This window comes from Sphingopyxis sp. H053 (assembly GCF_001468225.1).
Classification (GTDB): domain Bacteria; phylum Pseudomonadota; class Alphaproteobacteria; order Sphingomonadales; family Sphingomonadaceae; genus Sphingopyxis.
Map to the genome: position 1 here is coordinate 199,061 of NZ_LNRU01000003.1, position 26,469 is coordinate 225,529.

The following is a 26,469-nucleotide window of genomic DNA, read 5'->3' on the forward strand; positions in this document are numbered from 1 at the left end:
CTGCGCTAATCCCCTTGCGGTGCAAACGCAACGCCGCCGTCAGGCCATGATGCTATAGGGTTCGCCCGGTTTCGAACGGCACATGCGTTTCGAGACGCGCGTCTCTTCGCCCTCGACAATCGCGATGTCGGTGATCGACAGGCATTTGCTGCCATTGGGCTCGGTGTTGAGCGCGGTGATCGTCGATGATCCCGCCACACCTTCGCGCGTCGGGCTCGTCCAGTTGGCGGTCGCGCCGACCTCTTCCTTTTTCGTGACCGCCACGGTCGCCTCGGCGGCGACTTTCTGCTCTTTTTCGTCGAGCTGGCAGGCGATTTCGGCGACGAGCACTGCGCCGACCAGCCCCGACACGAGCGTACCCACGCCCTTGAGCCCCACGGCGCTGCCCGCAACACCGCCAAGCAGCCCGCCCAGCGCGCCGCCCCGCTTGCGCGCGCGCTTGCATTTCGGATCGGGGGCGTCGCTGCTGGCGCGCTTCGTTTCGTCGCTTTTCTTTTTAGACGGCGTCCCTGTGGCTTCGGGTGAGGCGACTTTGACCCCCGAGGAGGGAACCGGATAGCCGTTGCAGCCGGTGTTGAAGCAGAACCGGTCGGCCAGGTAGGCGCGATCGGTCTGATACTGCGCTTCAAGCCCGCGATAGGCGGCGAGGTTCGCGCCCTCGGGATCGGAGGCGGCGTGTTCCGCCATCACGGCTTTATAGAAACGGTCCTGGGTCGCCGGAGAATAACGCATATTGCCCCCGACCCTGGCCGTATAAAGCGACGACAACGCGTTTTGATAGACGATCATCGCCTCGCGATACGGAAGCATCTTTTGCGTATAATAGGTGTCGATCGCCACCGTGCAGCGGTTGATCGCAGCCGCTTTGTCGAACGGCGCGTCGATCTTTTTATAATCCTCGCGGCACTTGGGGTAGCTACGGGTATCGAGCACAGGCCGATCCGGGAGAGCGGGCAGCGCCGGTTCGGCGACCGGCGCCGGGACAAAGGCCTTCTCGCCTTCGCTCGGCACGCCTTGCCAGGCCGCGGCGACAGCGCTGCTCGACAGCAGCACCAAAAAAATGGCGCCGACCCCTGACCGATATCGCAGTTTTGCCCGCATATCTGACTCCCATCCCTTGTCTCCAAGGCTAAGCCCGAATGGACGGCCTCACAAGCGGGGTCAATGACGCGGATCACACCGCCAAATGCCCATGCCGTGATATTGTTTTGGCCGTGGTGATGACATAGCATGATCGCATCTGCGGTTAGGGGTCCGCCTTATGTGGGGATGATCGTATGAACCATTGGATCAAATCGGTCACAGCGCTTGTCGGGGCGCTCGTATGCACCGCCGCGACGCCGCCCGGCATGGACCCCGATAATCCGACCTGCCCCGCCAATCCCAGCTGGTCGGACTATAAGACGATGGTGCTGACTCCGTTCCAGCGTAGCGGCGAAACCGTGCTGCTGGCCGAGGGCCGCGTCGATAGCGAGCTTCCGGCCCGCCTTGAAAAGGTGCTGACCGACAATCCGTCGATCAGCGAAATCTGGATCCGGTCGCCGGGCGGCGATGCGCGCGCCGGCAATGCCGCGGGATTGCTGATCCGCAAATTCAGCAAGGAGCGCCAGATGGTGACCCGCATTCCGTCGGGGTGGACCTGTTTCAGCGCGTGCAATTTCGTCTTCATGGGGGGCCGCGCGCGCACGATCGACCCGGGCGGATATTTCATGGTCCATATGTTCACCATGACCGGCGACAAGAACGCCATTCAGTCGAGCGTCGCGATGGGCGCCGAGTCCACCACCGAGCTGATCAGCGATGTCGAGCGGGAGGCGGCGCTGATGGCGACCGAGGATAACGATCTGCTGATCCGCCTCGATGTCTCGCGCGACCTGCTGTCCGATATCATGTACCGGCAGAAAGCGATCGCGACCGGCGAAGACCGGTCGACACGGCGATGCCTGACGCGGAAAGAGGCGCTCAAATATAATGTGGTCAACATCGACCCGGATTAGCGGAAGAACCTAGTCCCCGGTTTCCGACGGCGCTTCCAGATCGACGACCACCGGCGGGTGGAGGCGCAGGCGGTGGACGCGGCGCTCGTCGGCCTCGATGACCTCGATGCGCCAGCCGCTCGGGTGGACGAGGATTTCGCCGACCTCGGGGACATGGCCCGCGAGCACGGCGGCGAGGCCGCCCAGCGTGTCGACATCTTCCTCGATCTCGGCGAGCCGCGGGTCGATTGCCTCGCCGACATCGTCGAGCTCGGCGCGCGCGTCGGCTTCCCAGCAACCGCCCTCGCCGGGCGCGAACAGCGCGGTCGGCTCGTCGTCATGCTCGTCCTCGATCTCGCCGACGATTTCCTCGACCAGATCCTCGATCGTCAGCAGCCCCTCGGTGCCCGAATATTCGTCGATGACGATCGCCAGATGCGTACGTTTCGCGCGCATTTCGGCGAGCAGGTCGAGCACGCCCATCGATTGCGGGACGTAAAGCGGCTGGCGGATGAGGTCGAGCAAGGGCGGCGGGGTGCGCCCCTCGGCGAGCACGGCGAACACGTCCTTGACGTGGATCATGCCGACGACCTCGTCGAGATTCTCGCGGTAGACCGGCAGGCGGCTGTGCCCGGCTTCGGCGAAGGACGCGACGATCTCGGCAAAGCTCGCGCTTTCGGGGATCGCGATGATGTCGGCGCGCGGCACCGCGACATCGTCGACGGTCTGTTCGCCGAAGTGGAGGAGGTTGCGCAGCATCTTGCGCTCGATCTGCGACAGGTCGCCGACGACGCTGCTGCCGCGCCGTTCCTGCCCCTCTTCCTCGGCCTCGTCGATGACCTCTTCGATCTGCTCGCGCAGCGACGGTTCCTTGTCGCCGCCGAACAACAGATTCTTCAGCCCGGACAATAGTCCGGGTCTACTACTGTCCTCTTCCGATCGGCTCGAAGATCCCTGGTCGTCGGGCATGTGCGTGTCGTTTCCCTGCTAGTCGAGTTCCGCATATGGATTGGCGATGCCCAGCGATGCAAGCGCTTTCACCTCAAGCGCCTCCATCGCGGCGGCCGAGTGATCGTCCATATGGTCGTAACCGACGAGATGCAGCGTGCCGTGGACGATCAGATGCGTCGCGTGATCGGGAACCGAAATCCCCTTCTCCTCCGCCTCGCGCGCGCAGGTTTCGCGCGCGAGCACGATGTCGCCGAGCAGGATTTCGCCATCGTCGCTGTTCGCGAGGCTTTCGAGCAGATCCTCCTGGACCTGCGGAAAGGAGAGAACGTTGGTCGGCTTGTCCTTGCCGCGAAAATCGCGGTTGAGCGTGTGGACCTCCGCATCGTCGGTCAGCCGCACCGACACCTCGACGAGCGGCGCGGCGTCGGCAAGCTCGGCATAGGGCGTCAGCGCGAGCGCGGCGGCGACCGCCTCGCCCGCCCGCACCTCCCAGTCGAGCGGATCGGGCCAGGGCGTCGCGGCGTGGGTTTCGACGCTCAGCATCGGATCGGCTCTGCGCAAAAATCGGCAGAAAACTGGGTAACTTCACACTGGAATCGCATATATTGTCCGGGAGACGGGGCGCCAACGGCGCGAATGGGGCAAGGGCGTGTCATAGCCGCCACGCTATCGCGCCACGATTTTGTAGGACAGCGATATTTGCTCATGGTCACGGCTCAAGGATGATTGCATCGCTGATATGGGTCTGCGCAGCCGCCACCTCGGCGGCCGCCGCTTCTGCTAGCCAATCGCGAAAGTGCGCGATCTTTTGGCGCTGCAGCCGCGCGACGGGATAGACGAACCAGAAGGCGCGGCCGTCGCCCGCGACGAGCTCGTGCGCGGGGACGAGGCGGCCGGCGGCGATTTCGTCGCGAAACAGGATCGGCGAGCCGATCGCGATCCCGTGCCCCGCGATCGCGGCGGCGATATCCATATGCTCGGCGGCGAGGCTGGTGCCGAAGCGGTCGGGTGGCGGCCCCGGGGCGACACCGAGCGCGCGATACCACAGTCCCCACCAGTCGGGCCGGCCGAGCAGCGCGACATCGAGCGCTTTGCCCGGATTCTCCAGCCCGGCGGCCGCGACCTTCAGTGCGGGCGCGCAAAGCGGCGTGAACAGGACGGGGAACAGCCGGACGCTGCGCAGGCCGCGCCAGTCGCCGAGCCCGTGGCGGATCGCGGCGTCGAAACGGCCATCGCCGAGCGCCTGCGGCTCGGCTGACAATTCGAGTTCGATCGCGATGTCGGGATGGCGCGCGCGGAACAGCCCAAGCCGCGGGGTCAGCCAGCTCGTCCCGAAAGTCGGGAGCGTCGTCAGCGAGAGCCGCGCCTCGTCCCGGTCCTGCGCCTTTACGAAGCTCGCATGCAGCGCCGCGAAGGCGGCCGTCGCCTCGCGCGCGATCGCGGCGCCGGCGGCGGTCAGCACGACCTTGTGCGGATGGCGGACGAACAGGTGCAGCCCGGTCTGCTGTTCGAGCTGGCGGACATGGTAACTGACCGACGCGGCGGTGGTGCCGAGTTCGTGCGCGGCGCGGGCGAAACTCTCCAGCCGCGCCGCCGCTTCAAAAGCGCGGATCGAGGGCAAGGGCGGAAGCTTGTCGGCGCGGACCATAAATATGACTTAGCCTCTACAGCCATTCTTCGCATCCTCAAAGCGTCGCGCGCGGGGCAGACCAAGCCACCCATTCGCTGGAGGCCCGATGACCCATCTTCCCACTTCGCTCGACCGCCGCCGCCTGATCGAAACGATGATCCTCGCCGGTGGCGCGGCGGCCTTCGGTGTGCCAGCACGGGGCCACGACGCGCATCACCGCGACTGGCAATGGCTGGTCGGCAATTGGGACGTCTGGCACCGGCGATTGAAGGAACGGCTCGCGGGCAGCGACGACTGGGCCGAGTTCGGCGGCAAGAGCGCGTGCTGGCTGACGCTGGGCGGGCTCGGGACGATCGACGACAATATCCTCGACCTCCCCGGCGGCGAATATCGCGGCTTCGGAATCCGGGCTTTCGACCCCAAGGCGCAGCAATGGGCGATCTGGTGGGTCGACGGGCGAAACCCAACGCATATCGAGCCGCCGGTGATCGGACGTTTGGACGGCGACGAGGGCGTCTTTACCGGACGCGACACATATAAGGGTCAGGATATCGCGGTCCGGTTTCGCTGGCACGAGATCGACGGCGCCCGCCCGCACTGGGACCAGGGATTTTCGACCGACGGCGGCAAAACGTGGGAGATCAACTGGCGCAACTATTTTACCCGCACCGGCGCAACGCCAAAGCCATTGCCGCTGCTCGCGGAAAAGGCGCCAAATGCGGACGACTTCGCTTTTCTCGTCGGCGCATGGAAAGTCAGGCACCGCAAGCTGAAGACGCGGCTCGCCGGAAGCCGCGACTGGATCGATTTCGACGGGACGCTGGTGAACTGGCCCGTGCTCGGCGGGCGCGGCAATGTCGGCGACAATGTGATGAACTTTCCCGGCGCGCCGTTCCGCGGGGTCGGCATCCGCGCGCTCGATCCGGCGACGGGCGAATGGCTGAGCTGGTGGCTCGACGGGCGCAGTCCGACGAGCATCGCGCCGCCGGTGCGCGGCGGCTTCGCGGGCGGGGTCGGCACCTTCATCGGCGACGACAGTTTCGAGGGGCGGCCGATCAAGACGCGCGTTTTATGGTCGCGCATCACCGCGACCTCGGCGCGCTGGGAGCAGGCATCGTCGGCCGACGGCGGCCAGAGCTGGGAGACCAACTGGATCAGCGATTTCGATCGGACCGCGTAAAATGACGGCGTTTGCCCTCGCCTTTTCGCTGCTCGCCGCGAGCCCCGCGGTCGAAATCGTCGGCGAGGCCGAGCTGTTCGCGCCGGGGATCGCCTCGACCGGTCATTCGGAAATTCGCCTGACGATCAGCCCCGATGGCCGAACCGCCTTGTGGTTCAGCCGCGACCGGCCGGGCGGGCCCGGCGGCTACGACATCTGGATCGCACGCCGCGAGGGAAACGAGTGGGCGCCCGCGACGCCGGTTTCGTTCAATTCGCCGGGGCGCGATTTCGACCCCGCTTTCTCGCGCGACGGACGCTTCGTCTATTTCTGTTCGGACCGGCCCGGCGGGATGGGCAAGGATGACCTCTACCGCGTTGCCGTGACCGCGACGGGGTTCGGCACGCCCGAAAATCTGGGGCCGCAGGTCAATAGCGCGGCGAACGAATATGCGCCGATGCTGTCGCCCGACGGCCGGCGGCTGCTGTTTTCGAGCGACCGGCCGGGCGGCGCCGGACGCCACGACCTTTACACCGCAAGGTCGAAAGGGCGCGATTTTGCTGCCGCCGTGCCGCTGCCCGGCGCGATCAACACCCCCGCCGACGAATTCGACGCGAGCTTTCTGGCCGACAGCCGGACCTTGGTCTTCGCGCGCGCGCCGAGCATGAAGGACGATCGCATCGACCTGTTCGCCGCGACATCGCAGAGTGGCCGCTACGGTGCGGGAATGATATTGCCCCTCGCGGTGAACGATCCGGTCAGGGATAGTTACGGCCCGATGCTCGACTGGTCGGCGCCGGATCGGCTGACCTTTTCGAGCCAGCGCGGAGGAGCGCAATCGATGGAATTGTACCGCATCACCTATCATATTGTATCAACGAAGATTTCGGGAGGGCAGCATGGCCGATAATCTTTTGACCGGCCTCAGCTTCGCCGCCGCGGGCGGCGCTGCGCTGGTCGGCGGGGTCTTCTTCGGCTTTTCCAGCTTCATCATGGCCGGGCTTGGACGGCTCGCGCCCGAGCAGGGCGCGAGTGCGATGAATTCGATCAACGTCACGGTGATCAATCCGGGCTTCATGACCGCATTGTTCGGCACCGGGCTGCTGTGCCTGATCGCGGCGGCGATGGCGCTGGGATCGCTCGGTTCGCTCGACGGCAAGCTGATCCTCGCCGCGGCGCTGCTGTATGTCATCGGCTGCGACGGGGTCACGATGGCGCTGAACGTCCCGCTCAACAATGCGCTCGCCAGGGCGCCGGTGGGCACGCCCGAGGGCGCGGCGCTGTGGACGCGCTATCTCAAGGACTGGACCTTCTGGAACTCGGTGCGCACCGCGGCGAGCTTTGCCGCCGCGATCCTGTTCGTCGCCGCGGGGGTATGCCGCGCCGCCTGAGCGTCAGTGCATGTGTTTGAGCTTGTCGGGGTTGCGCATGACATAGATGGCGGTGACCTTGCCGTCGGCAATCTCGAGCGCGGTGGTCTGGAGCTCGCCGTCGGCCTCGCGCGTGACGAAACCCGGCAGGCCGTTGATCATGCCGGCGTGGACGAGCGTCGAGCCATATTTGCCGAACAGCACCGCAAGGCTGCGGTGCAGTTTCAGCACGATGTCGTATCCGATTACCGGTCCCATCGCGGCGGGGCGCTTGCCGCCGCCATCGGCCCACATGCCGACATCGGCGGCGAGCAGCGCGCCGAGCGCGCCCATATCGCCGCTGCGCGAGGCCGCGAAAAAGGCGTTGGCGATCTGCAGCCCCTGCTCTTTCTCGAGCTTGTAGCGCGGGCGCGCGTCGCGGACGTGGGTGCGCGCGCGCGCCGCGAGCTGGCGCGTCGCGGCGGGATCGCGGTCGATCGTCTTCGCGACCTCGTCATACTCGACGCCGAAGACGTCGTGGAGCAGGAAGGCGGCGCGCTCCAAGGGGGAGAGCCGTTCGAGCGCGAGCATCAGCGGCAGCGTGACGTCGTCCGCTTCCTCCTCCTCGACCAGCGGGTCGGGGAGCCAGGGGCCGACATAGGTCTCGCGCTGGTTTCGCGCCGACTTGATCTGGTCGAGGCAGAGCCGCGTCACGGTGCGGCGGAGGAACGCCGCGGGCTCGCGCACCGCATCGCGGTCGGCGGCGAGCCAGCGGATGAAGGCATCCTGCACCACATCCTCGGCGTCGGCGACCGAGCCGAGCATGCGGTACGCGACGCGCGTGAGCAGCGGACGCAGCGGGTCGAAACTCGCCGCCGCGTCCGCCGCCGCACCGGTGTCGCCGCGGATGCCTTCGGGGGTCATCAGGCGGCCTTCGCGGGCGCGCCGCCTTCGTACCAGAGGTCGAAGCCGACCGCGATGCGGTTCCAGCCATTGATGACGTTGATCATCACGGTCAGGTTCATCTGTTCCTCCGCCGTGAAATGCTCGTCGAGCGCCGCGTGCGCTTCCTTTTGCGTGTGTGCTTGCGAAAGACGGGTCAAGGCGTCGGTCCACGCGAGTGCGGCGCGCTCGCGCGGCGTATAAACCGGGGCGTCGGCCCACGCCGCGAGCAGATAGATGCGCTGCTCGGTCTCGCCCTTCGCGCGCGCGTCGGCGGTGTGCATGTTGATGCAGTTGGCGCAGCCGTTGAGGATCGACGAGCGGATCTTCACCAGCTCGATCAGGCTCGTCTCAAGGCTTTTTTCGGCCGCGAGGCTGACCGCCATCCACTGCTTCATGAGCTGCGGCGAGGCGGCGAAGGGGTCGGTTACCTTGGTCATGTCATGTCTCCTTTAAGGGGTTGTACCGACATGACGAGACAGGATCGGCGCGTGTGACATGATATGCGAAAAAAATTCGCACCGGACGGAAAATCGGTTAGCCTGCCCGCCTCGACAATCGGAATGAGGGGGAAAATCATGAAGTTTCTCGATGGTTTCGGCGAACAGGCCTATGCATTGCTGCGCATCGTCGCGGGCCTGTTGTTCATGGCGCATGGCGTGCAGAAATTTTTCAATTTCCCGGTCAAGTTCCCGATGGAACTCACCCCGATGCTGCAAGCCGCTGGGGCGATCGAGCTGATCGCGGGCGGCCTGATCGTCATCGGCCTGTTCACCCGCCCCGCGGCCTTCATCGCGAGCGGCATGGCGGCTGTCGGCTATTGGACCGCACACGCAACGCAAGGGCTTTATCCGATCGTCAATGGCGGCGAGACGATCATCCTCTACTGCTTCATCTTCCTGTTCATCGCGACGCGCGGCGCGGGCATCTGGAGCGTCGACGGCGCGAGGAAATAGAGGTTCCATCATTATCTCGCGGCCACTAGTTGCAGATCCTATTTATCGTCACCCCGGATCAAGTCCGGGGTGACGAAGGAAAATGAAGCAACGTCCGCTTCCCACCCCTTTGCTGTCTCACCGCCCACACAACAAAATAGGGGGCGGCCCTTTCGGACCGCCCCCAGTTTCGGGCTTCACATGGTGAAGGTCGTCAAAGCTTGCGTGTGTTCGTTTCGATCAGCTTCTTCGCCTCGGTAATCGCCTTGGCGGTGGTCAGCTTCTTTTCCTGGATGTCGTCGGCCATTTCGAGCAGGCGGCCGCTGATCACGGTGCCGGTATCGGCCTTTTCCTCGATCGAGATGCCGCCCTTGGTCGCCGCAACGCGGTCCCACTCGGCGCGCACGGCGGCCCAATAATCCTTGGTCGCGGCCCAATAGTCGTCGGCCGCCTTCACGTCATATTGGTCATATTTGATATAGGTGTTGAGGACATATTCCTGAACGATCGGCACCAGCTTGCCGTCCTTCGTCCCCATCTTGGTATTGTCCTGCCAGTGGACCCAGCCATCGGGCGAGGGCTGGTGGCGGTTGATCGAGAGGTAGCGGTCATAGACCGGATTGCGCACCGCATCGCGGCGCGCGAGCGGGCGCCAGGTCCAGTTCGAGCGCCAGCGGCGGACACCGCCCTGCGTCTCGAACTGGCCCCAGCCGCCGTAACGCGGGCTGTCGTCGACCTGATACACCGTCTGCGACCAGCGGCCGGTGCGCATCTTTTCAGGCACATCTTCCCACGTCCACGCGTTGCGGTCCGAATAGACGAGCACCTTCGCGGGCTCATATTCCCAGTCCTGCCGCCAATGCTTGATGATCATGCTCTTGTCGTCGTCGCCCGTGATGACGAGCATATGCTGCAGGCTGATCTTGCGGCCCGTGTCCTCGATCACGCGGACGACCTCGTTGCCGCCCGAGCGCTTGGGTTCGAGAACCTCGTACGCCGGATCCCAGCGCGTCGATTCCTGCATGTTGAAGCTGACGCGGTAATTGCCCGCCATCGCGAGGATGTCGGCGCGGTCCTGTTCGAAATTGGCGGCGGCGGCCTCGGCGGCGATCGGCGGGTGCGCCGAGGCGACGACCGGCAGCGCGGCGGAGAGCAGCAACAGGCTGGCGGCGATCTTGCGATAATTTTTCATCGGTGCAGTCCTTCTTTCTGTTTTAGAAGCGGAAGCTCAGCGACACGCTCGCGTTGCGGCCGGGCTGGGTATAGGCGTCGGCGCTCGCCGGGACGGTGGGCGCGGTTGCCGTTCCGCCCATCGCGAGGCCGCGCACATCGCTCCACCAGCTGTATTTCTTGTCGAGGATGTTGAAGACGCCCGCGCGCAGCGTGAGCGCATCCATCACCCGCACGAACGCCGTCGCGTCGAGGATCGTGAAAGCATCGGGGCGGAAGCATGTGGGGGTGCAGAGCCCCGTCGTGCGCGACGCTTCCTTGCGGCCCGCGTGCGTCATAATGATCTGGCCGCCGAAGCGACCCGACGATTCCCGATAGCCGACGCCGGCGACGAGCTTGAGCGGATCGATCGACGACAGCGGCGAACGCACGCCGTCGGGGTCGATGATGTCCCCCTTCGCATAGGATAGGGCGAGCGTCGTATACAGGCCGGACGACGCTCGCCCCTCGAACCGCGCCTCGGCCCCTTTGACCCGGACGCGATCGAGATTCACGAATTGATAGAGGATGGGGTTGGCGATCGTGCCGACGCCGCCGACCTGTTCCTGGCTGATGAAGTCCTTGTACCGCGCCGAAAAACCGGTGACGTCGAGGCTGACCGTGTCATTGGAGAAGCGCACGCCGCCCTCGAAACTTTCGCTGCGCTCGGGCCCCAGGTCGGGGTTCGGGAGCGTGCGGTACGAGAAGAAGGGCGAAGTCAGATTCTCGAAGAACTGGTTCACCTGCCCCGGCTCGGGCGCCTTGAAGCCGGTCGCATAATTGGCGAACAACCGGACATCGTCGGTAATTTTCCACACCGCGCCGAACTTCGGCGAGACGCGCGAACCGTCCTGCTTGGCGCCGCGGAAGGTCGGCAGCAGCGGGTCGTTGTCGGGCGACAGGTCGTACCAGTCGAAACGCAGCGCCGGGTAGAGCAGCAAGCGGCCGTCGGCGATCGCGATCTCGTCGCCGACGAACAGTCCCGCGCGGGTGAAGTCGGTGCTCGGGAAGGCGCGGGTGGGATAGGTTTCGCCCGCCGGCGGGACGGTGCCGCCGCGAAGGCCGCGCTGGCGCGTCTGGCTGATGTCGCCGCCAAAGACGAGACGGTGCGTGATCGCACCCGTCGCGAAATCGGCGCGCGCGTCGGCCGAGGCGCCAAAGACGCGGTTCTCGAAGGTGTTGAGGCGCGTGCGGTCGGCCGACGGGGTGCGGTCTTCCTCGGTATATTGGCGATCCTCGCCGTCCTGCCAGTAGAGCGCGACGCGCGCGAAATCGATCGCCCCCTCGCCTTCCCAGCTCCAGTCGAACGAGACGCGCTTGCGCGTCCCGGTGTCGAAGCCTTCGAGGCGGTCGACGGTCGCGCCGAGCCCGTTCGGGCCGAGGCCGCTGAGCCCGTTGGTATAAAGGCGCGTGTCGAGATATTCGCCGGTCAGGCGCAGCTTGTGGCCGTTGGCGGGGTCGTAGACGATGCGCGCGAGCGCGGCGTCCGAGCGTCCGTCCTGCGGGTTGGCGCGCGTGCGCGACGCGCCGATGCCGTTCGCCGTGCCGAGGCTGCCCTGGTTCTCCAGCTCCTTGTAATCGCGGCGCGTATAGGCCGCCATCACCGACCAGTCGCCGCTGCGCCCCGCGAGGATCGCGGTTTCGCTGAATTCCTCGTCGGCGCTGTTATAGCCGGCGCGGAGCAGGCCGCCGATGCTCTTGCCGGGTTCGAGGAAATCGCCGGGGTCGGAGGTGATGAAGCTGACCGCGCCGGCAAGGCCGTCGCTGCCATAAAGCGCCGACGACGGGCCGCGCAGGATCTCGACCGATTTGACGAGGCCGAGGTCGACATAGTCGCCGCGCCCCGATGCCTGTGCGCCGAAGCTGAAGCCGTCGGGAACGCGGACGCCGTCGACCTGGATCAGCACGCGGTTGCCGCCGATGCCGCGGATGTTGAAGCTGTCGTTACCCGCACGACCGGTGGCGCCGAGTGCGGCGCCGAAGCGCGCGGGCTGGCGCTGGACGCTGACGCCGGGTTCGAAGCGGACGAGGTCGCGGATGTCGGTGACCATCTCGTCGGCGATCTGCTCGTCGCTCTTCACGGTGACGGTGACCGGGACGTCTTCGGCCTTCACCGCGGTGCGCGTCGCGGTGACGACGATGCGATTCTTGAGCGACACCCAATATTCGCCGTCATTGTCCTGCGCGAAGGCCGGCGAAGCGGTCGCGGCGAGCGCGAGGCCCAGCGCGCTGCCTGCGGCAAGGCGGGATATCGACGGCAAATTTCGGATGTTCAATTTTCTTCCCCTGATTGATTGCGACTGACTCGCAATAGCGGCCGTCTAGGCGGGGAATTTCAGAGGGTCAATATGCTATTGAGAATCGTTCTCGAAAATTAGCAGCAGGTGGCAGCGCGCGACGATCCGACCGCAAGTGCCGTGAACGCGGAAACAAGCTCGGAATGATGAAAGGCGGGCAGCGACCGGGAGCGCTCCATCACTCATCGTCACCCCGGACTTGATCCGGGGTCCCGCTTGAGGTCAAAGACAGTGAGTGCGTCAAAAAAGCGGGATCCCGGATCAAGTCCGGGAGGACGAAGGGGAATCAAGTAACGTCCGCTTCCCACCCCAAAGCCGACGCTGTCCGCGCGCTAAGCCCCCGGCCCTTCATAGGCATCGACGATCCGCCCGACGATCGGATGGCGGACGACGTCGGCGCTGGTGAAATAGCTGACGTTGATGCCCTCCAGCCCTTCGAGCCGGCCGACCGCGTCGGCGAGGCCCGAGGTTGCGGGGATCGGCAAGTCGACCTGTTTCGGGTCGCCGCAGACCACCATGCGGCTGTTCATGCCGAAGCGGGTGAGGAACATCTTCATCTGCGGGATCGTCGTGTTCTGCGCCTCGTCGAGGATGATGAAGGCGTCGGCGAGCGTGCGCCCGCGCATGAAGGCGAGCGGCGCGATCTCGATCTCACCCGACGCGATGCGGCGCTCGACCTGCTCGGCGGGCAGGCAGTCGTGGAGCGCGTCGTAGAGCGGGCGGAGGTACGGATCGACCTTTTCCTTCATGTCGCCGGGAAGGAAGCCGAGCTTCTCGCCCGCTTCGACCGCGGGGCGCGAGAGGATGAGGCGCTGGACGCTGCCGGTGATCAGCTGCGCAACCGCCTGCGCAACCGCGAGATAGGTCTTGCCGGTGCCCGCGGGGCCGAGCGCGAAAATCACGTCGTCGCGGGCGAGCGCCTGCATATAGGGGACCTGCGACGGCGCGCGCGGGACGATCGTCTTTTTGCGCGTGCGGATCATGATCGGCGGCGCTTCGTCCTTGTCGTGGCGGATGATGCCCGCGAGCGTCGGCTGCGCCGACATCGCGATCACCCCGTCGACGAGGCCGGTGTCGACCTCCTGCCCCTGTTCGATCCGGTTGTAGAGTTCGGTGAGCACGTCGCGCGCGCGCGCCGCGGCCTCGGCCTCGCCCTCGATCTGCACGCGGTTGCCGCGCGCCGAGATATAGACGCCGAGGCGGTTTTCGATCGCGACGAGGTTGCGGTCGAACTCGCCGAAGAGGATGCCCAAAAGCTGCGTTCGCTCAAATTCCGCCGTCAGTCGGACGCGGTCGCCGGGTTCGGCGGGGGCGGAGGCGGTCAGCGGGCGTTTGGACATATAAGCAAGGCTCCTTCGATCGACGACATGACTGTAGCCCCGTCAAGGCGGGAGTCCATGACTTGCGGACTGCGAATAGGACGGAAGGAGACGGAGTGTGTCTTCGGGGAGACAGCTTCCGTCCTGCCCACTAGGCGACCTCTTCCATCAGCGCTTCGGCGCCAACGCTGTTGGCACCGGCCGACGTGATCCGCACGTCGATCATATCGCCGATCTTGAGCCCCGGCGCGATGACGTGCACCGACTGGAGCCAGGGCGACTTGCCGATCAGCTGGCCGTCGAGCTTGCCCTTGCGTTCGAGGAGCAGGCGCGTCGTGCGGCCAACGGTCGCCTCGTTGAACGCCTGCTGCTGTTCGTTGAGCAGCGCTTGCAGGCGTTGGAGGCGCTCATTGAGCACCGCTTCGTCGATCTGATCGTCCATCGTCGCGGCGGGGGTGCCGGGGCGGCGCGAATATTTGAAGCTGTACGCCATCGCATAATTGGTCGCACGGACGATATCGAGCGTCGCCTGGAAATCGGCGTCGGTTTCGCCGGGGAAGCCGACGATGAAGTCGCCCGAGATCGCGATGTCGGGACGCACGGCGCGGACGCGTTCGATGATCTTGAGATAGCTTTCGACCGAATGGCTGCGGTTCATCGCGGCGAGGATGCGGTCGCTGCCCGCCTGCACCGGCAGGTGGAGGAAGGGCATCAGCTTGTCGATCTCGCCATGCGCGGCGATCAGCCCGTCGGTCATGTCGTTGGGGTGGCTGGTCGTGTAGCGGATGCGCTCTAACCCGTCCTCGCGCGCGAGTTCGCGGATCAGCCCGTCGAGGCCGATCGCCCGGCCCTTGGCGTCCTCGCCGTCCCAAGCGTTGACGTTCTGGCCGAGCAAGGTGATTTCGCGCACCCCGCCCGCGACGAGCGCGCGCGCCTCGGCGATCAGGTCGGCGAAGGGCCGGCTGATCTCGGCGCCGCGCGTATAGGGCACGACGCAATAGGTGCAGAATTTGTCGCAGCCTTCCTGCACCGTCAGGAAGGCGGTCGGGCGCTGCCCGCCCGCACGTTTGGGCAGCGCGCCGAACTTGCTCTCGGCGGGCATGTCGAGGTCGACGGCTTTTTCGCCGCGCGCGGCGCGGGCGATCAGATCGGGAAGGCGGTGATATGCCTGCGGGCCGACGACGACATCGACGGTCGGAGCGCGGCGCGCGATTTCGGCGCCCTCGGCCTGTGCGACGCAGCCCGCGACCGCGATCGTCGGACGGCTGCCGTCGGCGCGCTTCAGCCGGCCGATGTCCGAATAGACTTTCTCGGCCGCCTTTTCGCGGATGTGGCAGGTGTTGAGCACGACGAGGTCGGCGTCGGCGCCGTCGGCGGCGGCGACATAGCCCTCGGCACCCAGCATCTCGGCCATGCGCTCGCCGTCATAGACGTTCATCTGGCAGCCGAAGGATTTGACGTGAAAAGTCTTTTGAGGACTTGGGGGAGAGTCGGATTTCATCGGCGCGCTATAGGCGATGCGGCGCGCCGGCGGAAGACCGCGCAATTTCCTCCGCAATCGAGGCGCGCGCGGCCTCGGCGAGCAGCTTGCGGTCGGCCTCGACGATGTCAGGAAGCGGGTCGAGATAGTGGATCGTCAGGTGGACCGGGCGCTTGCGCGCGAGCAGCCGCTTGAAATTGTCGAGCCCCGATTCGGGATCGAGCCAGGCGATATCGTTCGCCTCATGCCCATAATCGAGAAACACCGGCTGGACGCGCAGGTTCGGCGGCGTCGGGATCACCGCCTGAAACAACGAGGCGCGGAAGGGCAGCAGGCCGTCGCCCGGCCCCGTCGTGCCTTCGGGGAAGAGCGTCACCGGGCGGCCGCGCGCGAGCGCACCCCGCAGCTCGTTCGCCTGATTGTGGATCTCGCGCCGCGCCTCGCGCTGGACATAGACGGTGTGGTTCTGGTCGGCGAGCCAGCCGACGAGCGGGGTTGTGCCGACCTCGGCCTTCGACACGAACGCCGAGCGCGCGGCGCCGCCGAGCGCGAGAATGTCGAGCCAGCTGACATGGTTCGACACGAACAGGACGTTGCGCCGGAGCCGCGTGCCCGTCGTGCGGATGCGCAGCCCGGCGATCCAGCCCACGGCGTTGAGGAAGGCCATCACCATCGGCGACGGGCGACGGGCGGCGCGGTAGAGGAGGTGCGGGACGATCAGGAAAAGCAGCGTCAGCACCATCAAGGCGAGACGGGCGACCGTCCGCCAGGTGATCGAGGCGCGATCAGTCGCGCTTGCGATCGATGGCGACACCATAAAGCTCCATGCGATGGTCGACGAGGCGGAAGCCCAGCCGTTCGGCGATCACCTTCTGCAACGCCTCAAGCTCGGGATCGACGAATTCGATCACCTTGCCCGTTTCGACGTCGATCAGATGATCGTGATGCGCCTCGGGCGCGGCTTCGTAGCGCGAGCGGCCGTCGCCGAAATCGTGGCGGTCGAGGATGCCCGCCTCTTCGAACAGGCGGACGGTGCGGTAGACAGTGGCGATCGAGATGCCGCTGTCGACCTTTGACGCGCGCTCATACAGCGTCTCGACGTCGGGATGATCCTCCGAATCCGAAATGACGCGCGCAATGATGCGGCGCTGCTCGGTGATGCGGAGCCCCTTTTCGTGGCACAATGCTTCGAGATCGATATTGCCGGACATGCTTGCCTTTCCTGCAGATGCAGCCGTGTCTGTGTTTGTTACAAACTGTATAGGCACGCCCCGCGGATAGGACAAGGGCGGCACCCCTACGACGCCGCCCTCCCCTGCTCCGGATGGAGCGATTTATCTTGGGCCCTGACCCTAAGGTTCAGACCTTGGGCTTGCGCTTGCGCCCGCCGCCGCGGCCCTTGGTGCCGAGGCCGATTTCCTTGGCCAGCGCGCGGCGCTTTTCGGCATAGTTCGGCGCGACCATCGGATAGTCGGCGGGCAGGCCCCACTTTGCGCGATAATCGTCGGGGGTCATGCCATAATGCGTCATCAGGTGGCGGCGCAGCATTTTAAGCTTTTTGCCGTCCTCGAGACAGACGATGAAGTCGGGTTTGACCGAGGTACGGATCGACACCGCCGGCACCAGCTTTTCCTCGACGACCGGTTCGCTGCCGAGACCCGACAAGGCGGCGTGAACATTATTTATCAAAATGGAGAGATCCGAAATCGCGACGCTGTTGTTGCTGACATGTGCGGCGACGATGTCAGCGGTAAGCGTAACGAGCATCTCGTTGGTATCGGCTTGGTCGGACATGAGACTATTCCTTGATTCTTATTACCCAGAAGACATGCCGGCGAATATTGGATTTGTTCTTCCGCCAGCCAGAATACTGCCACTTTGGATGGAATTCCGCAATGACCGATCAGTCCGCCTTTTCACCGCGTGCCGACCGGCGCATCGTAATTGCGTCGCGAACCACCCCATCATTACCGCGGTAATAGGCCGGCCGTCGGCCGCACTCTGCAAAACCTGCGCTCTCATAGAGATGAACCGCGTCATTATCGGCGCGCATTTCAAGAAAATAGTCTTCGGCACCCTGTTCGGCGGCCCATGCCCGCCAGTCGTCGATCAGTAATGCACCGATACCGCGGCCGCGAAACTGCGGGTCGACCGCGAGCAATAATAATTCGCTTTCGGGCCCGGCGATGCGCGCCGCCGAGAAACCGCACGCGTGATCGCCGTCCCACGCGAGGCACACGCGCGCCGAGGGCAGCGCGAACAAGGTCAAAAGCTGCGCGCCGCTCCACGCTTCGCCATAAGCGGGCTCGAATGCGGCCTCCATCACGCGCATCACCGCGGCGAGATCGCCGACGCGGGCGGTCGCGAGGCGGATGGCGCTGCTCATGCCGGCGCCATCGGCTTGGCATCGGGCGCGCGACCGTAAATCGGGCTGGGCCCATCGATCAGCAAAGCGGGCGGCAACCGCAGGAATGCCCGCGCGTCGGGCAGCGCCGCCAGCGCGCGTCCGGTGCCGCGGCGCGCGACAAAGGGCTCGGCGCGATTGCCGACGACCAGTTCGTCGCCGATCAGGACGGCGTCGTCGGGCAGCAGCGAGCGAATCTCGCCGCGCGGCGTCAGGTCCGCCGCGAACGGCTGGACGAAGTATTGGCCGTGGCCGCCCTCCATCACCACCAGCGCGCCGCCGGCGGCTGCGATCTCGTCGGCGGCGCCGGCCGCAACCAGCGCGAGCGTCGAAAAGCCATGCACGGGCACCTGCCACCCGAGCGCCAGCGCACGCGCCGCCGCAACGCCGATCCGGACCCCGGCAAAGCTGCCCGGGCCGCATCCCGCGACGATGACGTCGGCGCGGCCGCCGCCTGCAAGTTCGGCGATCAGCGGAACCAGCCGTTCGGCGTGGCCGCGGCCGATCACCTCGTGACGATGGTCGACGACCGCCCCGGCCTCCAGCAACGCCACCGAACAGGCTTCGCTCGCCGAATCGATGACCAGATACCGCATCGAGGCAGGATGCTCGCTCAGACGATGCGGTTGAAGCGGGCGAAATCGGGGCGCGGGCTGCGATCGAAGATCGTTGCAGCATCGCCATAGCCGAGGGTCGAGATGAAGTTGCTCTTCACATTCGGCTGATCGGCAAAGAAGGCCTCGTCCACCCCGGCGTTGTTGAACCCCGACATCGGCCCGGTATCGAGCCCGAGCGCGCGCGCCGCGAGGATGAAATAGGCGCCCTGGAGGGTGGCATTGCGGAAAGCGGTCGTCTGCGCCAGCGCCTCGTTGCCCGCGAACCAGCTGCGCGCGTCGGTATGCGGGAAGAATTCGGGCAGATTTTCGTAAAATTCATTGTCGCTCGCGATGATCGCGGTGACCGGCGCCTTCCGGATCTTTTCCTCGTTCCCCGGTATCGCGTGCGCGGCGAGCTTTGCCTTCGCTTCGTCGGTCACGCACCAGACGATCCGCGCCGGCAGGCTGTTGGCGCTGGTCGGGCCGAACTTCACCAGATCCCAGATCGCGTGCAGCTGCGTCTCCGAAACGGGCTTGTCGAGATAGCCGTTATAGGTTCGCGCGGTACGAAACAGCTGGTCGAGAGCGCTGTCGGAAAGCGGCTCGCTCATGGGGCATCTCCTGAAATGATTTTTGATCAGACGGCGTGGACTGCCGTTACCTCAGGCACATAATGTTTCAAGAGGGACTCGATGCCATTCTTGAGCGTCGCGGTCGAGGATGGGCATCCCGCACACGCGCCCTGCATCTTCAGATACACATTGCCCTTGTCGAAACCGCGATAGACGATGTCGCCGCCGTCGTTGGCGACCGCGGGGCGGACGCGCGTTTCGATCAGTTCCTTGATCTGCTCGATGATGTCGGCGTCGGCGGGATCGTCGGCAAAACCGGCCTCATCCTCGGGCGGCACCGAAAAACCCGCGCTTGCGGCGTTGAACAGCGGCACGTCGGCGAGAAAGTGATCCATCACGATGCCGAGCACGTCGGGCTTTGCATCGGCCCATTCGGCGCCGGGCGCGATCGTCACCGACACGAAATCGCGGCCGAAAAAGACCCCCGTCACGTCGCCAAGCGAGAAAAGCGCGCTGGCGAGGGGCGACGCCTCGGCCTCTTCGGGGCTGGCAAAGTCGCGGGTTCCGGCCTCCATCACCGCCCGGCCGGGCAGGAATTTGAGCGTCGCGGGATTGGGCGTCGATTCGGTTTCGATCAGCATGGGGTGCATGTGGGGCCGAGCGAGGCTTTGTGCAAGACGACATGGATGCGCTAAGGCGCGGCGATGCGTCCTTTCACCCATTTTGCCGCGCTCGACTGGTCGGGCGCACGCGGCCCGCGCCAGCGCGGGATCGCCCTGGCGGTCGCGAGCGGCAACGTGGCGCCCGCGCTGGTGCGGCCGGGGCATATCTGGTCGCGGAGCGAAATTCTCGAATGGCTGGAGGGTGTTGTGGCGGCGGGCGAGAATATGCTGATCGGTTTCGACTTTTCGGCCGCCTTCGCCTTTGCCGACCATGGCGCCTATTTCCCCGGCTGGGCGGAGAGCCCCGCCGACATGCGCATGCTGTGGGCACTCGTCGAACGGCTGGCGGGCGGCGATCCGCATTATGAAGCGGGGGGATTTCTGGCGCACGCCGAGGTGCGGCGGCATTTCCGGCAGCGCGGCGAGGCGGGCGACCTGTTCGAAGCGGGCGCCGGGCGGCTGCGCGTCGTCGAGCATCACCAGCGCGCGACGAAGCAGGCGGCGAGCGTCAGCAATTTCAACCTCGTCGGTGCGGCGCAGGTCGGCAAGGCCAGCCTGTCGGGCATGCGCCTGCTCCACCGGCTGTCGCGCCGCATCCCGTTGTGGCCCGGCGATCCCGTGCCCGCCACGGGACCGATGCTGGTCGAAATCTACACCAGCCTGGCCGCGCGCGCGGCCGGGCTGCCCCCGGGGCGCAGCAAGATCCGCGACGGCGCGGCGCTCGATGCGGCGCTCGCGGCGCTGGGCTCGCCGCCGTGCCGGTTGACAGGGCCGGTCAGCGACCATGCGAGCGACGCGCTGCTGACCGCCGCCTGGCTGCGCGCGATCGCCGGCGACGCCGCCCCCTGGTCGCCGTCGCCGCTGACGGACCGCCTTGCGCGAACCGAGGGCTGGACCTTTGGCATCATCTGACGATTTCCTGCTTGCCGCATTTTCCCAACGTCGGATGTTTCCATCCGGCCGAAAAATGCTAAGGGGCGGTCAGCCGTGCCGGCTTAGCTCAGTTGGTAGAGCACCTGATTTGTAATCAGGGGGCCACGGGTTCGAATCCTGTAGCCGGCACCATCAGCATATTTCAGTGCCTTCAGAAGCGCCGTACAGGCGCCGCCGGTGCGCGACGCGACGGCACCGTGCGCACGATCAAATTGCCGAAGCGGCCCTGACCTGTCATCCGCCCCTCGGCGAGCTGGCGCGGAATCACTTTCCCGGCGGCCGCCTCACAGCCATGATTTCATTTTACCCGACCCCACCGAAGGAGATTTATATGAGCATCGAACGCCTGCATTCGGGCCCGCGCATGAGCCAGGCCGTGATCCATGGCGGCATCGTTTATCTTGCCGGCCAGGTTGGCGCACCGGGCGAGGACGCGACCGCGCAAACGCGCGCCATTCTCGCATCGATCGACGAATTGCTCGCCGAGGCCGGCACCGACCGGTCGCACCTGCTCACGGCCATGATCTGGTTGGCCGACATGGCCGATTTCGCCGCCATGAACGTGGTTTGGGAAGAATGGCTTGGCGGCGCCAATGCGCCGACGCGGGCGACCGGCGAAGTTCGTCTGGCAACCCCCGACTACCGGGTGGAGATCATCGTCACCGCCGCCCGGCCCTGACGCAGAAACTTCTCGAGGCAGTCGAAGCAAGGCCGGGACTGCGTGGCGTTGCTTCGAACTGCCCCGAAAACGGATCCGATCAGAAATCGACCCGCGCACCGACGGTGAAGTAGCGGCCGACGACGTCGTACAGCGTGCTGTTGACGGTGATGAGCGGGGGATCGCGGTCGAACACATTGTTTACATTGCCGAACAGCATGAAGCGATCGTCGATCTTGAACCGCGCGCCGAGGTCGACATAGGTCCGCGAGGCGATCTTGTTGTTGATCAGCGTCGTGCGCGTCCGGTCAAAATTGCCGCCATCGACGTACCGCGCGCGGATGTCGAACCCGACATTGTCATCCTCATAGGTCGCGCTGAGCGTCCCGCGCCATTTCGGCGTCGCGCGCAGCACCGAATCGCCGACATCGCCCGCGGTCTCGACGCGCGTAACGCCGGTATCGAACACCAGCTTGTCGACATAGGTCGCCAGCGCGCGGATGCGCAGGCTGCCCGGCAGGCCCGCACTGACGTTCGACAGGTTGACGACATAGGATGCCTCCATGTCGAGCCCGCTCGTCTCGAAGCTCGCGATATTCTGCTGGGTGGCGGCCACCTGCGTAACCGTCCCCGTCGCATCACGCGTGATGCTGTCGCAGGCGGATGTGACCCCGCGCGAGCACAAGAGCGTGAGGTTCGATCCGTTCAGCGCGGTGACCGCACCGTCGATCTTGATCTTGTAGTAATCGACCGAAGCGCTGAAGCCGCGCAGGAAGGACGGCGAATATGTTGCGCCGATGGCCGTCGTGTAGCTCACTTCCGGCACCAGATTGGGGTTGCCGCCGGTGAATGTCGTCACGGTCGAGGGCTGCGGATTATAGGCGGGGTTGGCCGCGGCTCGCCCGGCCCTGTCCTGATCGTTGAGCGGCCCGATGTTGATCGCGCGGAGCGCGAACAATTCGCCGATGCCCGGCGAGCGAATGTCGCGCGAGCGCGTTGCGCGCAGCAGCAGGTCGCCAAACAGCCGCGCGGTGCCGCCGGCTTTCCACGTCCAGATGCCGCCGCTGGTGCTGTAATCCGAATAGCGTGCCGCACCGCTCAGGTCGATTTCGACCGCATTTTCGAGTTTGAGCAGCGGGAACAGGACTTCGCCGAACGCTTCCTTGACGTTGAACCCGCCCGAGGTTGGCGTCGAAAAGACGAGAATGCCGAAGTTGCTGGCGTTCGCGATCGTGAAATCATCGCGCGACGAGATCTGTTCTTCCCAGCGCGCCTCGGCGCCGATCGCGACGGTCACCGGGCCGGCCCACAAGGAGAAGAGATCACCCTGCACTTCGGCGCCCACCGAATCGAGCTTGGTGGTGCCGAACGATTGCTGCGCCCCCGTAACATAGTCGCGCGCTTCGGGCGACGCGTTCAAGGCGCCGAAGGGGTTGAGCGGGCGGCACGCCGGATCGTCATTCGCCGGGTTGGCGTCGGCATTGATCGCGCAGACGATTTGCCCGCCGCTCGACACCGCGTTGATCGCATTGCTGAACTGCCGGACCAGCCGCGAGTTGCCCATCGACTGTTCGCTCTCGACCTCGCCATGGCTGTACCAGGCTTTGTAGCGGAAGCCGTTGCCGAACGTGCCGTCGACGCCAATCGCGCCTTCCTTGCTGACCCGCTCGCCGCGGAACTGCAGTTGAAGGATGTCGTTGAAATAGCGGCCGAAGGTAAAGCTCGTCTCGCCCGCGGCAGCGAGCCGGTCGCGGACCGCGGTCGACAGATAGGGGTTGTTCGCCTGGATCGTGAGGTACGGCAGGCCGAGCGCCCCGCCGACCGTATAGTCGCCGAAGAAGGGCGCGTTCGACAGCGAGCGCGCATAGCTGCCATCGACCCAGAAGGTCGCGTCGCCGACCTCATAGCTCAGCCGGGCGTAGGTGCTCAGCCGCTCGAAAGGCGAGGAGACGGGAATCGTATCATAGAGGTTGATGCCGTCGGCGCCGCCGACCATCCGGAGCGGGAAAGCGCCCGCGCCGACGCTCGTACCGCGACCGAAAGCGCGCAGCGTGCCGTCGGCGTTGAACGTCTGCCCCGCGAGCACACCGCTGGTGATGAGGCCGCCCAGCGTGACATTGCCGAAGTTCACATCGCGGACCAGTTCCGACCCCGTGCCCGACGGAATGAAATCGGGGCTGTTGAGGTTCGGGCGCGTGCTGCGGTTGATTACACCGCTGTCTTTGACATATTCGCCGCCGATGATGAAATGGCCGCGCCCGTCGGCGAAGCCGGAGCCGAATTTCGCGTCGAAACCATAGCGGAACCCATCGCCGCGCGACGAAACGCCGACATTGCCGCCGATCGACAGCCCGTCATAATCCTTGTCGAGCAGGATGTTGACGACGCCCGCGACCGCGCCCGAGCCCCAGGCGGCCGAGGCGCCGCCGGTCACGACCTCGACGCGCTCGACCAGATTTGTCGGGATGAAGTTCAGATTGCCCTCGCCGACGAAGCGGCGGCCGTCGAGCAGCACCAGCGTGCGGTTCGAACCGAGGCCGCGCATGTCGACGGGCGCGGTGCCGGTCGAGGTGTTGCCGTTCGACACGGTCGGCGTCGTGGTGGGGCGGATTTGCGGCAGGTCGTTCAGCACCTGCTGGATGTTCGGACGCGCGCCGAGGCGCAATTCATCCTCGCCGATCACCGTCGTGGGGGTCGGCTGATCGAAACCGGCGCGCGCGATACGCGATCCGGTGACGAGGATTTCCTCATCGGCGGTGGCCTCGGTCTCGGCGACGGTTTGCGCCGCGGCCGGCACCGCGAGCCATAATCCGGCCGCCAACGCCGCAATGCTGCTGCCGCGCGCGAGCCGGTAACCGAGCTTATCACTGTCCTTACGCATCTCATCCACCCCTTTGTGCTGAGCCGCTCGATGGCGGCCTTTTTTTGGTTCCCCCCATGGAAGCTGCCACAATGTCCTATTTAGGACAATATATTTCTTTTGAGAGAAATTAGGCTCATAACTGCCATGCGCTCCCCTGACGCCCGTCGGCCTCGGGTGTCGAATCGGGCCGAAAATCGGGATGACGGCGGTGCGGCCATGGCGCACGCGCTCGCCGCTCGCTTGGAACGCGCGGAGGTTTTTCAGGATTCGAAAGCGATGGATTGACGAAGCCCTGCCAGGATAATATCGTCCTAATCAGAAAATCAAAAATAGACAGGGGATGATGATGCTATTTTCTCGACGGCAGGCGATTTGCGCCGCGGGCGCGGCGCTCGCTACTCCCCTCGCCGCGCCTTATGTCGCGCGCGCGCATTTCCAGATCAATCCGGCGACGAACCGCGCCTATTCGAAGCGCGCGATCGAGCTGGTCCAGCGCGCGGTCGTCGTCGACATGCTCGCGCCGATCAAGATCGACTTCGACCCCAGCTATTACACCAAGGCGCTGAGCGAAAAGGAAACCGCAGACTTTCGCGCCAGCGGCATCAACGCCATCCACCACGCGGTCGGCATCGGCGGCCCGACGGCGAAGGAACAGGCGCTCAGCTTCTTTGCGATCTGGGGCAATTTCGTCGCGCGCAACAGCCATGTCTTCACCGGGGTCGACAAGTTCGCCGACATCCTGCGCGCCAAGAAGGACGGCAAGGTCGCGGTGATCATGGGATTGCAGAACGCCGACCATTTCAACCGCCCCGCCGACGTCAAGACCTTCTACGAGATCGGCCAGCGCTGTGCGCAGCTCACCTATAATTCGCAGAACCGCATCGGATCGGGATCGACCGAGCGTGTCGATGGCGGCGTCAGCGATTTCGGCGTCGAGATCATCAAGGCGATGAACGAGGTCGGCATGCTGGTCGATGTGTCGCACAGCGGCGACCGCACCACCCTGGATGCAATCGAGATTTCGCCCAAGCCGATCGCGATCACGCACAGCAATTGCCGCGCGCTGATCGATCATCCGCGCGTCAAGACCGACGAGGCGATCAAGGCGCTCGCCGCCAAGGGCGGGGTGATGGGCATCACCGGGGTGCGGAACTTCGTGAGCAAGACCGATCCGACGACGATCGTGAATTATGTCGACCATATCGACCATGTCGTGAAGCTCGTCGGGATCGACCATGTCGGCGTCGGCACCGATTCCGACCTCTATGGCTATGACGACACCTCGCCCGAAATGAACAAGATGCTGCGCGGGGCCTATAAGGACAGCTACGCCTTTCGCGAGAAGATCGACGTCGACGGGTTCGACCACCCGCTCAAGATGTTCGACCTGACCGAAGAACTGCTGCGCCGCAAATATTCCGACGCGAATATCCTCGCGGTGCTCGGCGGCAATTTCCAGCGGCTGCTCACCGCGACGTGGGGCGGTTGATGAACGCGATGACCGACCGCATCGCGGGCGCACTCGTCCTGCCGCAGCCCTATGTGCTGTTCCTCGGTGACACGACCATCCCGGGTTTCGCAAAGACCGCCTTCGGGCTGAAGGATTGGGCGCCCGACAAATGTGTCGGCGAGCTGCGGCTGCCCGGCGCCACGGTCACCACCGGGCTGCAGGCGCTCACCGCCGCCGAAGCACGGGCGCGCGGCGCGCGGGCGCTGGTGATCGGTGTCGCCAACCTCGGCGGCGTGATCCCCGCGAACTGGCGCACGTCGCTGATCGAGGCGCTGGAGGCGGGGCTCGACCTGATCGCGGGCATGCACATGCGCCTTTCCGACATCCCCGAACTTGCCGAAGCCGCGCATCGGCTCGGCCGCCAGCTGATCGACGTGCGTGTGCCGCCGCCGCAGATCCCCGTCGGTACGGGCCGCAAGCGCAGCGGCAAGCGGCTGCTGACGGTCGGCACCGACTGCGCGCTCGGCAAGAAATATACCGCGCTGGCGCTGGCCCGCGCCTTCATGGCGCGCGGCATCGACAGCGATTTCCGCGCGAGCGGCCAGACGGGCATCATGATCGCGGGCGGCGGCATCGCGATGGACGCCGTCGTTTCCGATTTCGAGGCGGGCGCGGCCGAACTGCTCTCGCCCGACGCGCCCGCGGGCCATTGGGACGTGATCGAGGGCCAGGGCGCGCTGACCCACCCATCCTATGCCGCGGTGTCGCTCGGCCTGCTCCACGGCAGCCAGCCCGATGTCTTCGTCGTCTGCCACGAGCCCGGCCGTACCGAGATGCTCGGCACCGCGGGCTATACGCTGACCAGCGTCGAGGAGATCGTCGAGCTCACGATGTTGCTCGGCCGGCGGACCAATCCCGCGATCCGATGCGGAGGCTTTGCCTTCAACACCTCGGCGCTGGGCGAAGCGGCGGCAACCGAGCTGATGGCGCGCGAGAGCGTGCGGCTCGGCTTGCCGGTCGCCGATCCGGTCCGCGGCGGACCCGCATTCGACGCACTCGTCGACAGCTGCCTCGCATGACCGGC

The 26,469-nt window shown here is 65.5% G+C and carries 27 protein-coding genes and 1 tRNA gene; 10 read left to right on the plus strand and 18 right to left on the minus strand.

The genetic code is table 11. From position 1 onward, the window contains the following. Positions 1-39: 39 nt before the first annotated feature. The gene (locus tag ATE70_RS06755; protein WP_156420160.1) at positions 40-1,053 is read right to left on the minus strand and encodes a hypothetical protein; all 1,014 of its coding nucleotides are present in this window, start codon (positions 1,051-1,053) and stop codon (positions 40-42) included. A 224-nt stretch (positions 1,054-1,277) separates the two neighbouring features. Between ATE70_RS06755 and ATE70_RS06760 the strand changes: the two genes are divergently transcribed. Further along, positions 1,278-1,997 (plus strand): hypothetical protein, encoded by a 720-nt coding sequence (locus ATE70_RS06760; protein ID WP_058537181.1) that lies wholly within the window; start codon positions 1,278-1,280, stop codon positions 1,995-1,997. 9 nt (positions 1,998-2,006) lie between these two features. Here the strand turns inward: ATE70_RS06760 and ATE70_RS06765 are convergent, their stop codons facing one another. The 3 genes from ATE70_RS06765 to ATE70_RS06775 all read right to left on the minus strand — a co-directional run bounded on the left by ATE70_RS06765 (position 2,007) and on the right by ATE70_RS06775 (position 4,575). Continuing rightward, on the minus strand, positions 2,007-2,945 hold the full coding sequence (locus tag ATE70_RS06765; protein ID WP_058537182.1) for a hemolysin family protein: 939 nt from the start codon (positions 2,943-2,945) through the stop codon (positions 2,007-2,009). An 18-nt stretch (positions 2,946-2,963) separates the two neighbouring features. Then, positions 2,964-3,470, minus strand: a complete 507-nt coding sequence (gene ybeY / locus ATE70_RS06770; protein ID WP_058537183.1) for an rRNA maturation RNase YbeY — start codon at positions 3,468-3,470, stop codon at positions 2,964-2,966. Between the two features lie 166 nt (positions 3,471-3,636). Beyond that, complete coding sequence (locus ATE70_RS06775; RefSeq protein ID WP_058537184.1) at positions 3,637-4,575, minus strand: LysR substrate-binding domain-containing protein; 939 nt, start codon at positions 4,573-4,575, stop codon at positions 3,637-3,639. An 88-nt stretch (positions 4,576-4,663) separates the two neighbouring features. On the opposite strand from ATE70_RS06775, the gene ATE70_RS06780 reads away from it, so the two are divergent. Genes ATE70_RS06780 through ATE70_RS06790 form a run of 3 tightly spaced genes read left to right on the plus strand, consistent with a single transcriptional unit; the run spans position 4,664 to position 7,107 of the window. Then, positions 4,664-5,737, plus strand: coding sequence for a hypothetical protein (locus ATE70_RS06780; protein ID WP_058537185.1), 1,074 nt, complete (start codon positions 4,664-4,666; stop codon positions 5,735-5,737). Between the two features lies 1 nt (position 5,738). Then, positions 5,739-6,626: a TolB family protein gene (locus ATE70_RS06785; RefSeq protein WP_058537186.1), complete on the plus strand. Its 888-nt coding sequence runs from the start codon at positions 5,739-5,741 to the stop codon at positions 6,624-6,626. Continuing rightward, positions 6,616-7,107: an anthrone oxygenase family protein gene (locus tag ATE70_RS06790; protein WP_058537187.1), complete on the plus strand. Its 492-nt coding sequence runs from the start codon at positions 6,616-6,618 to the stop codon at positions 7,105-7,107. The genes ATE70_RS06785 and ATE70_RS06790 overlap by 11 nt, the downstream gene beginning before the upstream one ends. A gap of 3 nt (positions 7,108-7,110) precedes the next feature. On the opposite strand, the gene ATE70_RS06795 is transcribed toward ATE70_RS06790, so the two are convergent. Both ATE70_RS06795 and ATE70_RS06800 read right to left on the minus strand, forming a co-directional pair. Further along, positions 7,111-7,989 (minus strand): sigma-70 family RNA polymerase sigma factor, encoded by an 879-nt coding sequence (locus tag ATE70_RS06795; RefSeq protein WP_058537188.1) that lies wholly within the window; start codon positions 7,987-7,989, stop codon positions 7,111-7,113. Continuing rightward, entirely contained in the window at positions 7,989-8,447 is a 459-nt protein-coding gene (locus ATE70_RS06800) for a carboxymuconolactone decarboxylase family protein (RefSeq protein ID WP_058537189.1), read from the minus strand. Before ATE70_RS06800 ends, ATE70_RS06795 begins: the two co-directional genes overlap by 1 nt. Before the next feature lie 138 nt (positions 8,448-8,585). Between ATE70_RS06800 and ATE70_RS06805 the strand changes: the two genes are divergently transcribed. Beyond that, positions 8,586-8,963 (plus strand): DoxX family protein, encoded by a 378-nt coding sequence (locus ATE70_RS06805; protein WP_058537190.1) that lies wholly within the window; start codon positions 8,586-8,588, stop codon positions 8,961-8,963. 193 nt (positions 8,964-9,156) lie between these two features. Here the strand turns inward: ATE70_RS06805 and ATE70_RS06810 are convergent, their stop codons facing one another. The 11 genes from ATE70_RS06810 to ATE70_RS06860 all read right to left on the minus strand — a co-directional run bounded on the left by ATE70_RS06810 (position 9,157) and on the right by ATE70_RS06860 (position 19,460). Further along, entirely contained in the window at positions 9,157-10,134 is a 978-nt protein-coding gene (locus ATE70_RS06810; protein ID WP_058537191.1) for a DUF6607 family protein, read from the minus strand. 22 nt (positions 10,135-10,156) lie between these two features. Then, positions 10,157-12,412: a TonB-dependent hemoglobin/transferrin/lactoferrin family receptor gene (locus ATE70_RS06815; protein ID WP_231732611.1), complete on the minus strand. Its 2,256-nt coding sequence runs from the start codon at positions 12,410-12,412 to the stop codon at positions 10,157-10,159. A 368-nt stretch (positions 12,413-12,780) separates the two neighbouring features. Then, positions 12,781-13,788, minus strand: a complete 1,008-nt coding sequence (locus tag ATE70_RS06820; RefSeq protein ID WP_058537192.1) for a PhoH family protein — start codon at positions 13,786-13,788, stop codon at positions 12,781-12,783. 130 nt (positions 13,789-13,918) lie between these two features. Then, positions 13,919-15,268 (minus strand): tRNA (N6-isopentenyl adenosine(37)-C2)-methylthiotransferase MiaB, encoded by a 1,350-nt coding sequence (gene miaB, locus ATE70_RS06825; protein ID WP_058537421.1) that lies wholly within the window; start codon positions 15,266-15,268, stop codon positions 13,919-13,921. A gap of 7 nt (positions 15,269-15,275) precedes the next feature. Then, a complete protein-coding gene (locus tag ATE70_RS06830) occupies positions 15,276-16,064 on the minus strand; it encodes a lysophospholipid acyltransferase family protein (protein ID WP_231732613.1) in 789 nt (262 codons plus the stop codon). Continuing rightward, positions 16,033-16,458, minus strand: coding sequence for a Fur family transcriptional regulator (locus ATE70_RS06835; RefSeq protein WP_056369183.1), 426 nt, complete (start codon positions 16,456-16,458; stop codon positions 16,033-16,035). The genes ATE70_RS06830 and ATE70_RS06835 overlap by 32 nt, the downstream gene beginning before the upstream one ends. Positions 16,459-16,606: 148 nt before the next feature. Beyond that, entirely contained in the window at positions 16,607-17,041 is a 435-nt protein-coding gene (locus ATE70_RS06840) for a MucR family transcriptional regulator (RefSeq protein WP_058537193.1), read from the minus strand. Positions 17,042-17,150: 109 nt separating this feature from the next. Next, complete coding sequence (locus ATE70_RS06845; RefSeq protein ID WP_058537194.1) at positions 17,151-17,633, minus strand: GNAT family N-acetyltransferase; 483 nt, start codon at positions 17,631-17,633, stop codon at positions 17,151-17,153. Beyond that, the gene (gene tsaB, locus ATE70_RS06850; RefSeq protein ID WP_058537195.1) at positions 17,630-18,247 is read right to left on the minus strand and encodes a tRNA (adenosine(37)-N6)-threonylcarbamoyltransferase complex dimerization subunit type 1 TsaB; all 618 of its coding nucleotides are present in this window, start codon (positions 18,245-18,247) and stop codon (positions 17,630-17,632) included. The genes ATE70_RS06845 and tsaB overlap by 4 nt, the downstream gene beginning before the upstream one ends. 17 nt (positions 18,248-18,264) lie before the next feature. Then, positions 18,265-18,858 carry a malonic semialdehyde reductase gene (locus tag ATE70_RS06855; protein ID WP_058537196.1) on the minus strand — a complete coding sequence of 198 codons (594 nt, stop codon included), beginning with the start codon at positions 18,856-18,858 and terminating at the stop codon, positions 18,265-18,267. 26 nt (positions 18,859-18,884) lie between these two features. Further along, entirely contained in the window at positions 18,885-19,460 is a 576-nt protein-coding gene (locus tag ATE70_RS06860) for a NifU family protein (RefSeq protein ID WP_058537197.1), read from the minus strand. Positions 19,461-19,523: 63 nt separating this feature from the next. On the opposite strand from ATE70_RS06860, the gene ATE70_RS06865 reads away from it, so the two are divergent. From ATE70_RS06865 to ATE70_RS06875, 3 genes are all read left to right on the plus strand, one after another. Beyond that, a complete protein-coding gene (locus tag ATE70_RS06865; RefSeq protein ID WP_058537198.1) occupies positions 19,524-20,393 on the plus strand; it encodes a hypothetical protein in 870 nt (289 codons plus the stop codon). A 77-nt stretch (positions 20,394-20,470) separates the two neighbouring features. Next, positions 20,471-20,546 (plus strand) — tRNA-Thr (locus ATE70_RS06870). A 199-nt stretch (positions 20,547-20,745) separates the two neighbouring features. Beyond that, the gene (locus tag ATE70_RS06875; protein WP_058537199.1) at positions 20,746-21,093 is read left to right on the plus strand and encodes a RidA family protein; all 348 of its coding nucleotides are present in this window, start codon (positions 20,746-20,748) and stop codon (positions 21,091-21,093) included. 79 nt (positions 21,094-21,172) lie between these two features. Here ATE70_RS06875 and ATE70_RS06880 read toward each other — a convergent pair whose 3' ends face one another. Then, on the minus strand, positions 21,173-23,953 hold the full coding sequence (locus ATE70_RS06880; RefSeq protein ID WP_058537200.1) for a TonB-dependent receptor plug domain-containing protein: 2,781 nt from the start codon (positions 23,951-23,953) through the stop codon (positions 21,173-21,175). Between the two features lie 322 nt (positions 23,954-24,275). Here ATE70_RS06880 and ATE70_RS06885 point away from each other — a divergent pair, with 322 nt between their 5' ends. Then, positions 24,276-25,424 carry a dipeptidase gene (locus ATE70_RS06885; RefSeq protein WP_058537201.1) on the plus strand — a complete coding sequence of 383 codons (1,149 nt, stop codon included), beginning with the start codon at positions 24,276-24,278 and terminating at the stop codon, positions 25,422-25,424. After that, a complete protein-coding gene (locus ATE70_RS06890; RefSeq protein WP_058537202.1) occupies positions 25,424-26,464 on the plus strand; it encodes a DUF1611 domain-containing protein in 1,041 nt (346 codons plus the stop codon). Before ATE70_RS06885 ends, ATE70_RS06890 begins: the two co-directional genes overlap by 1 nt. Positions 26,465-26,469 lie beyond the last annotated feature (5 nt).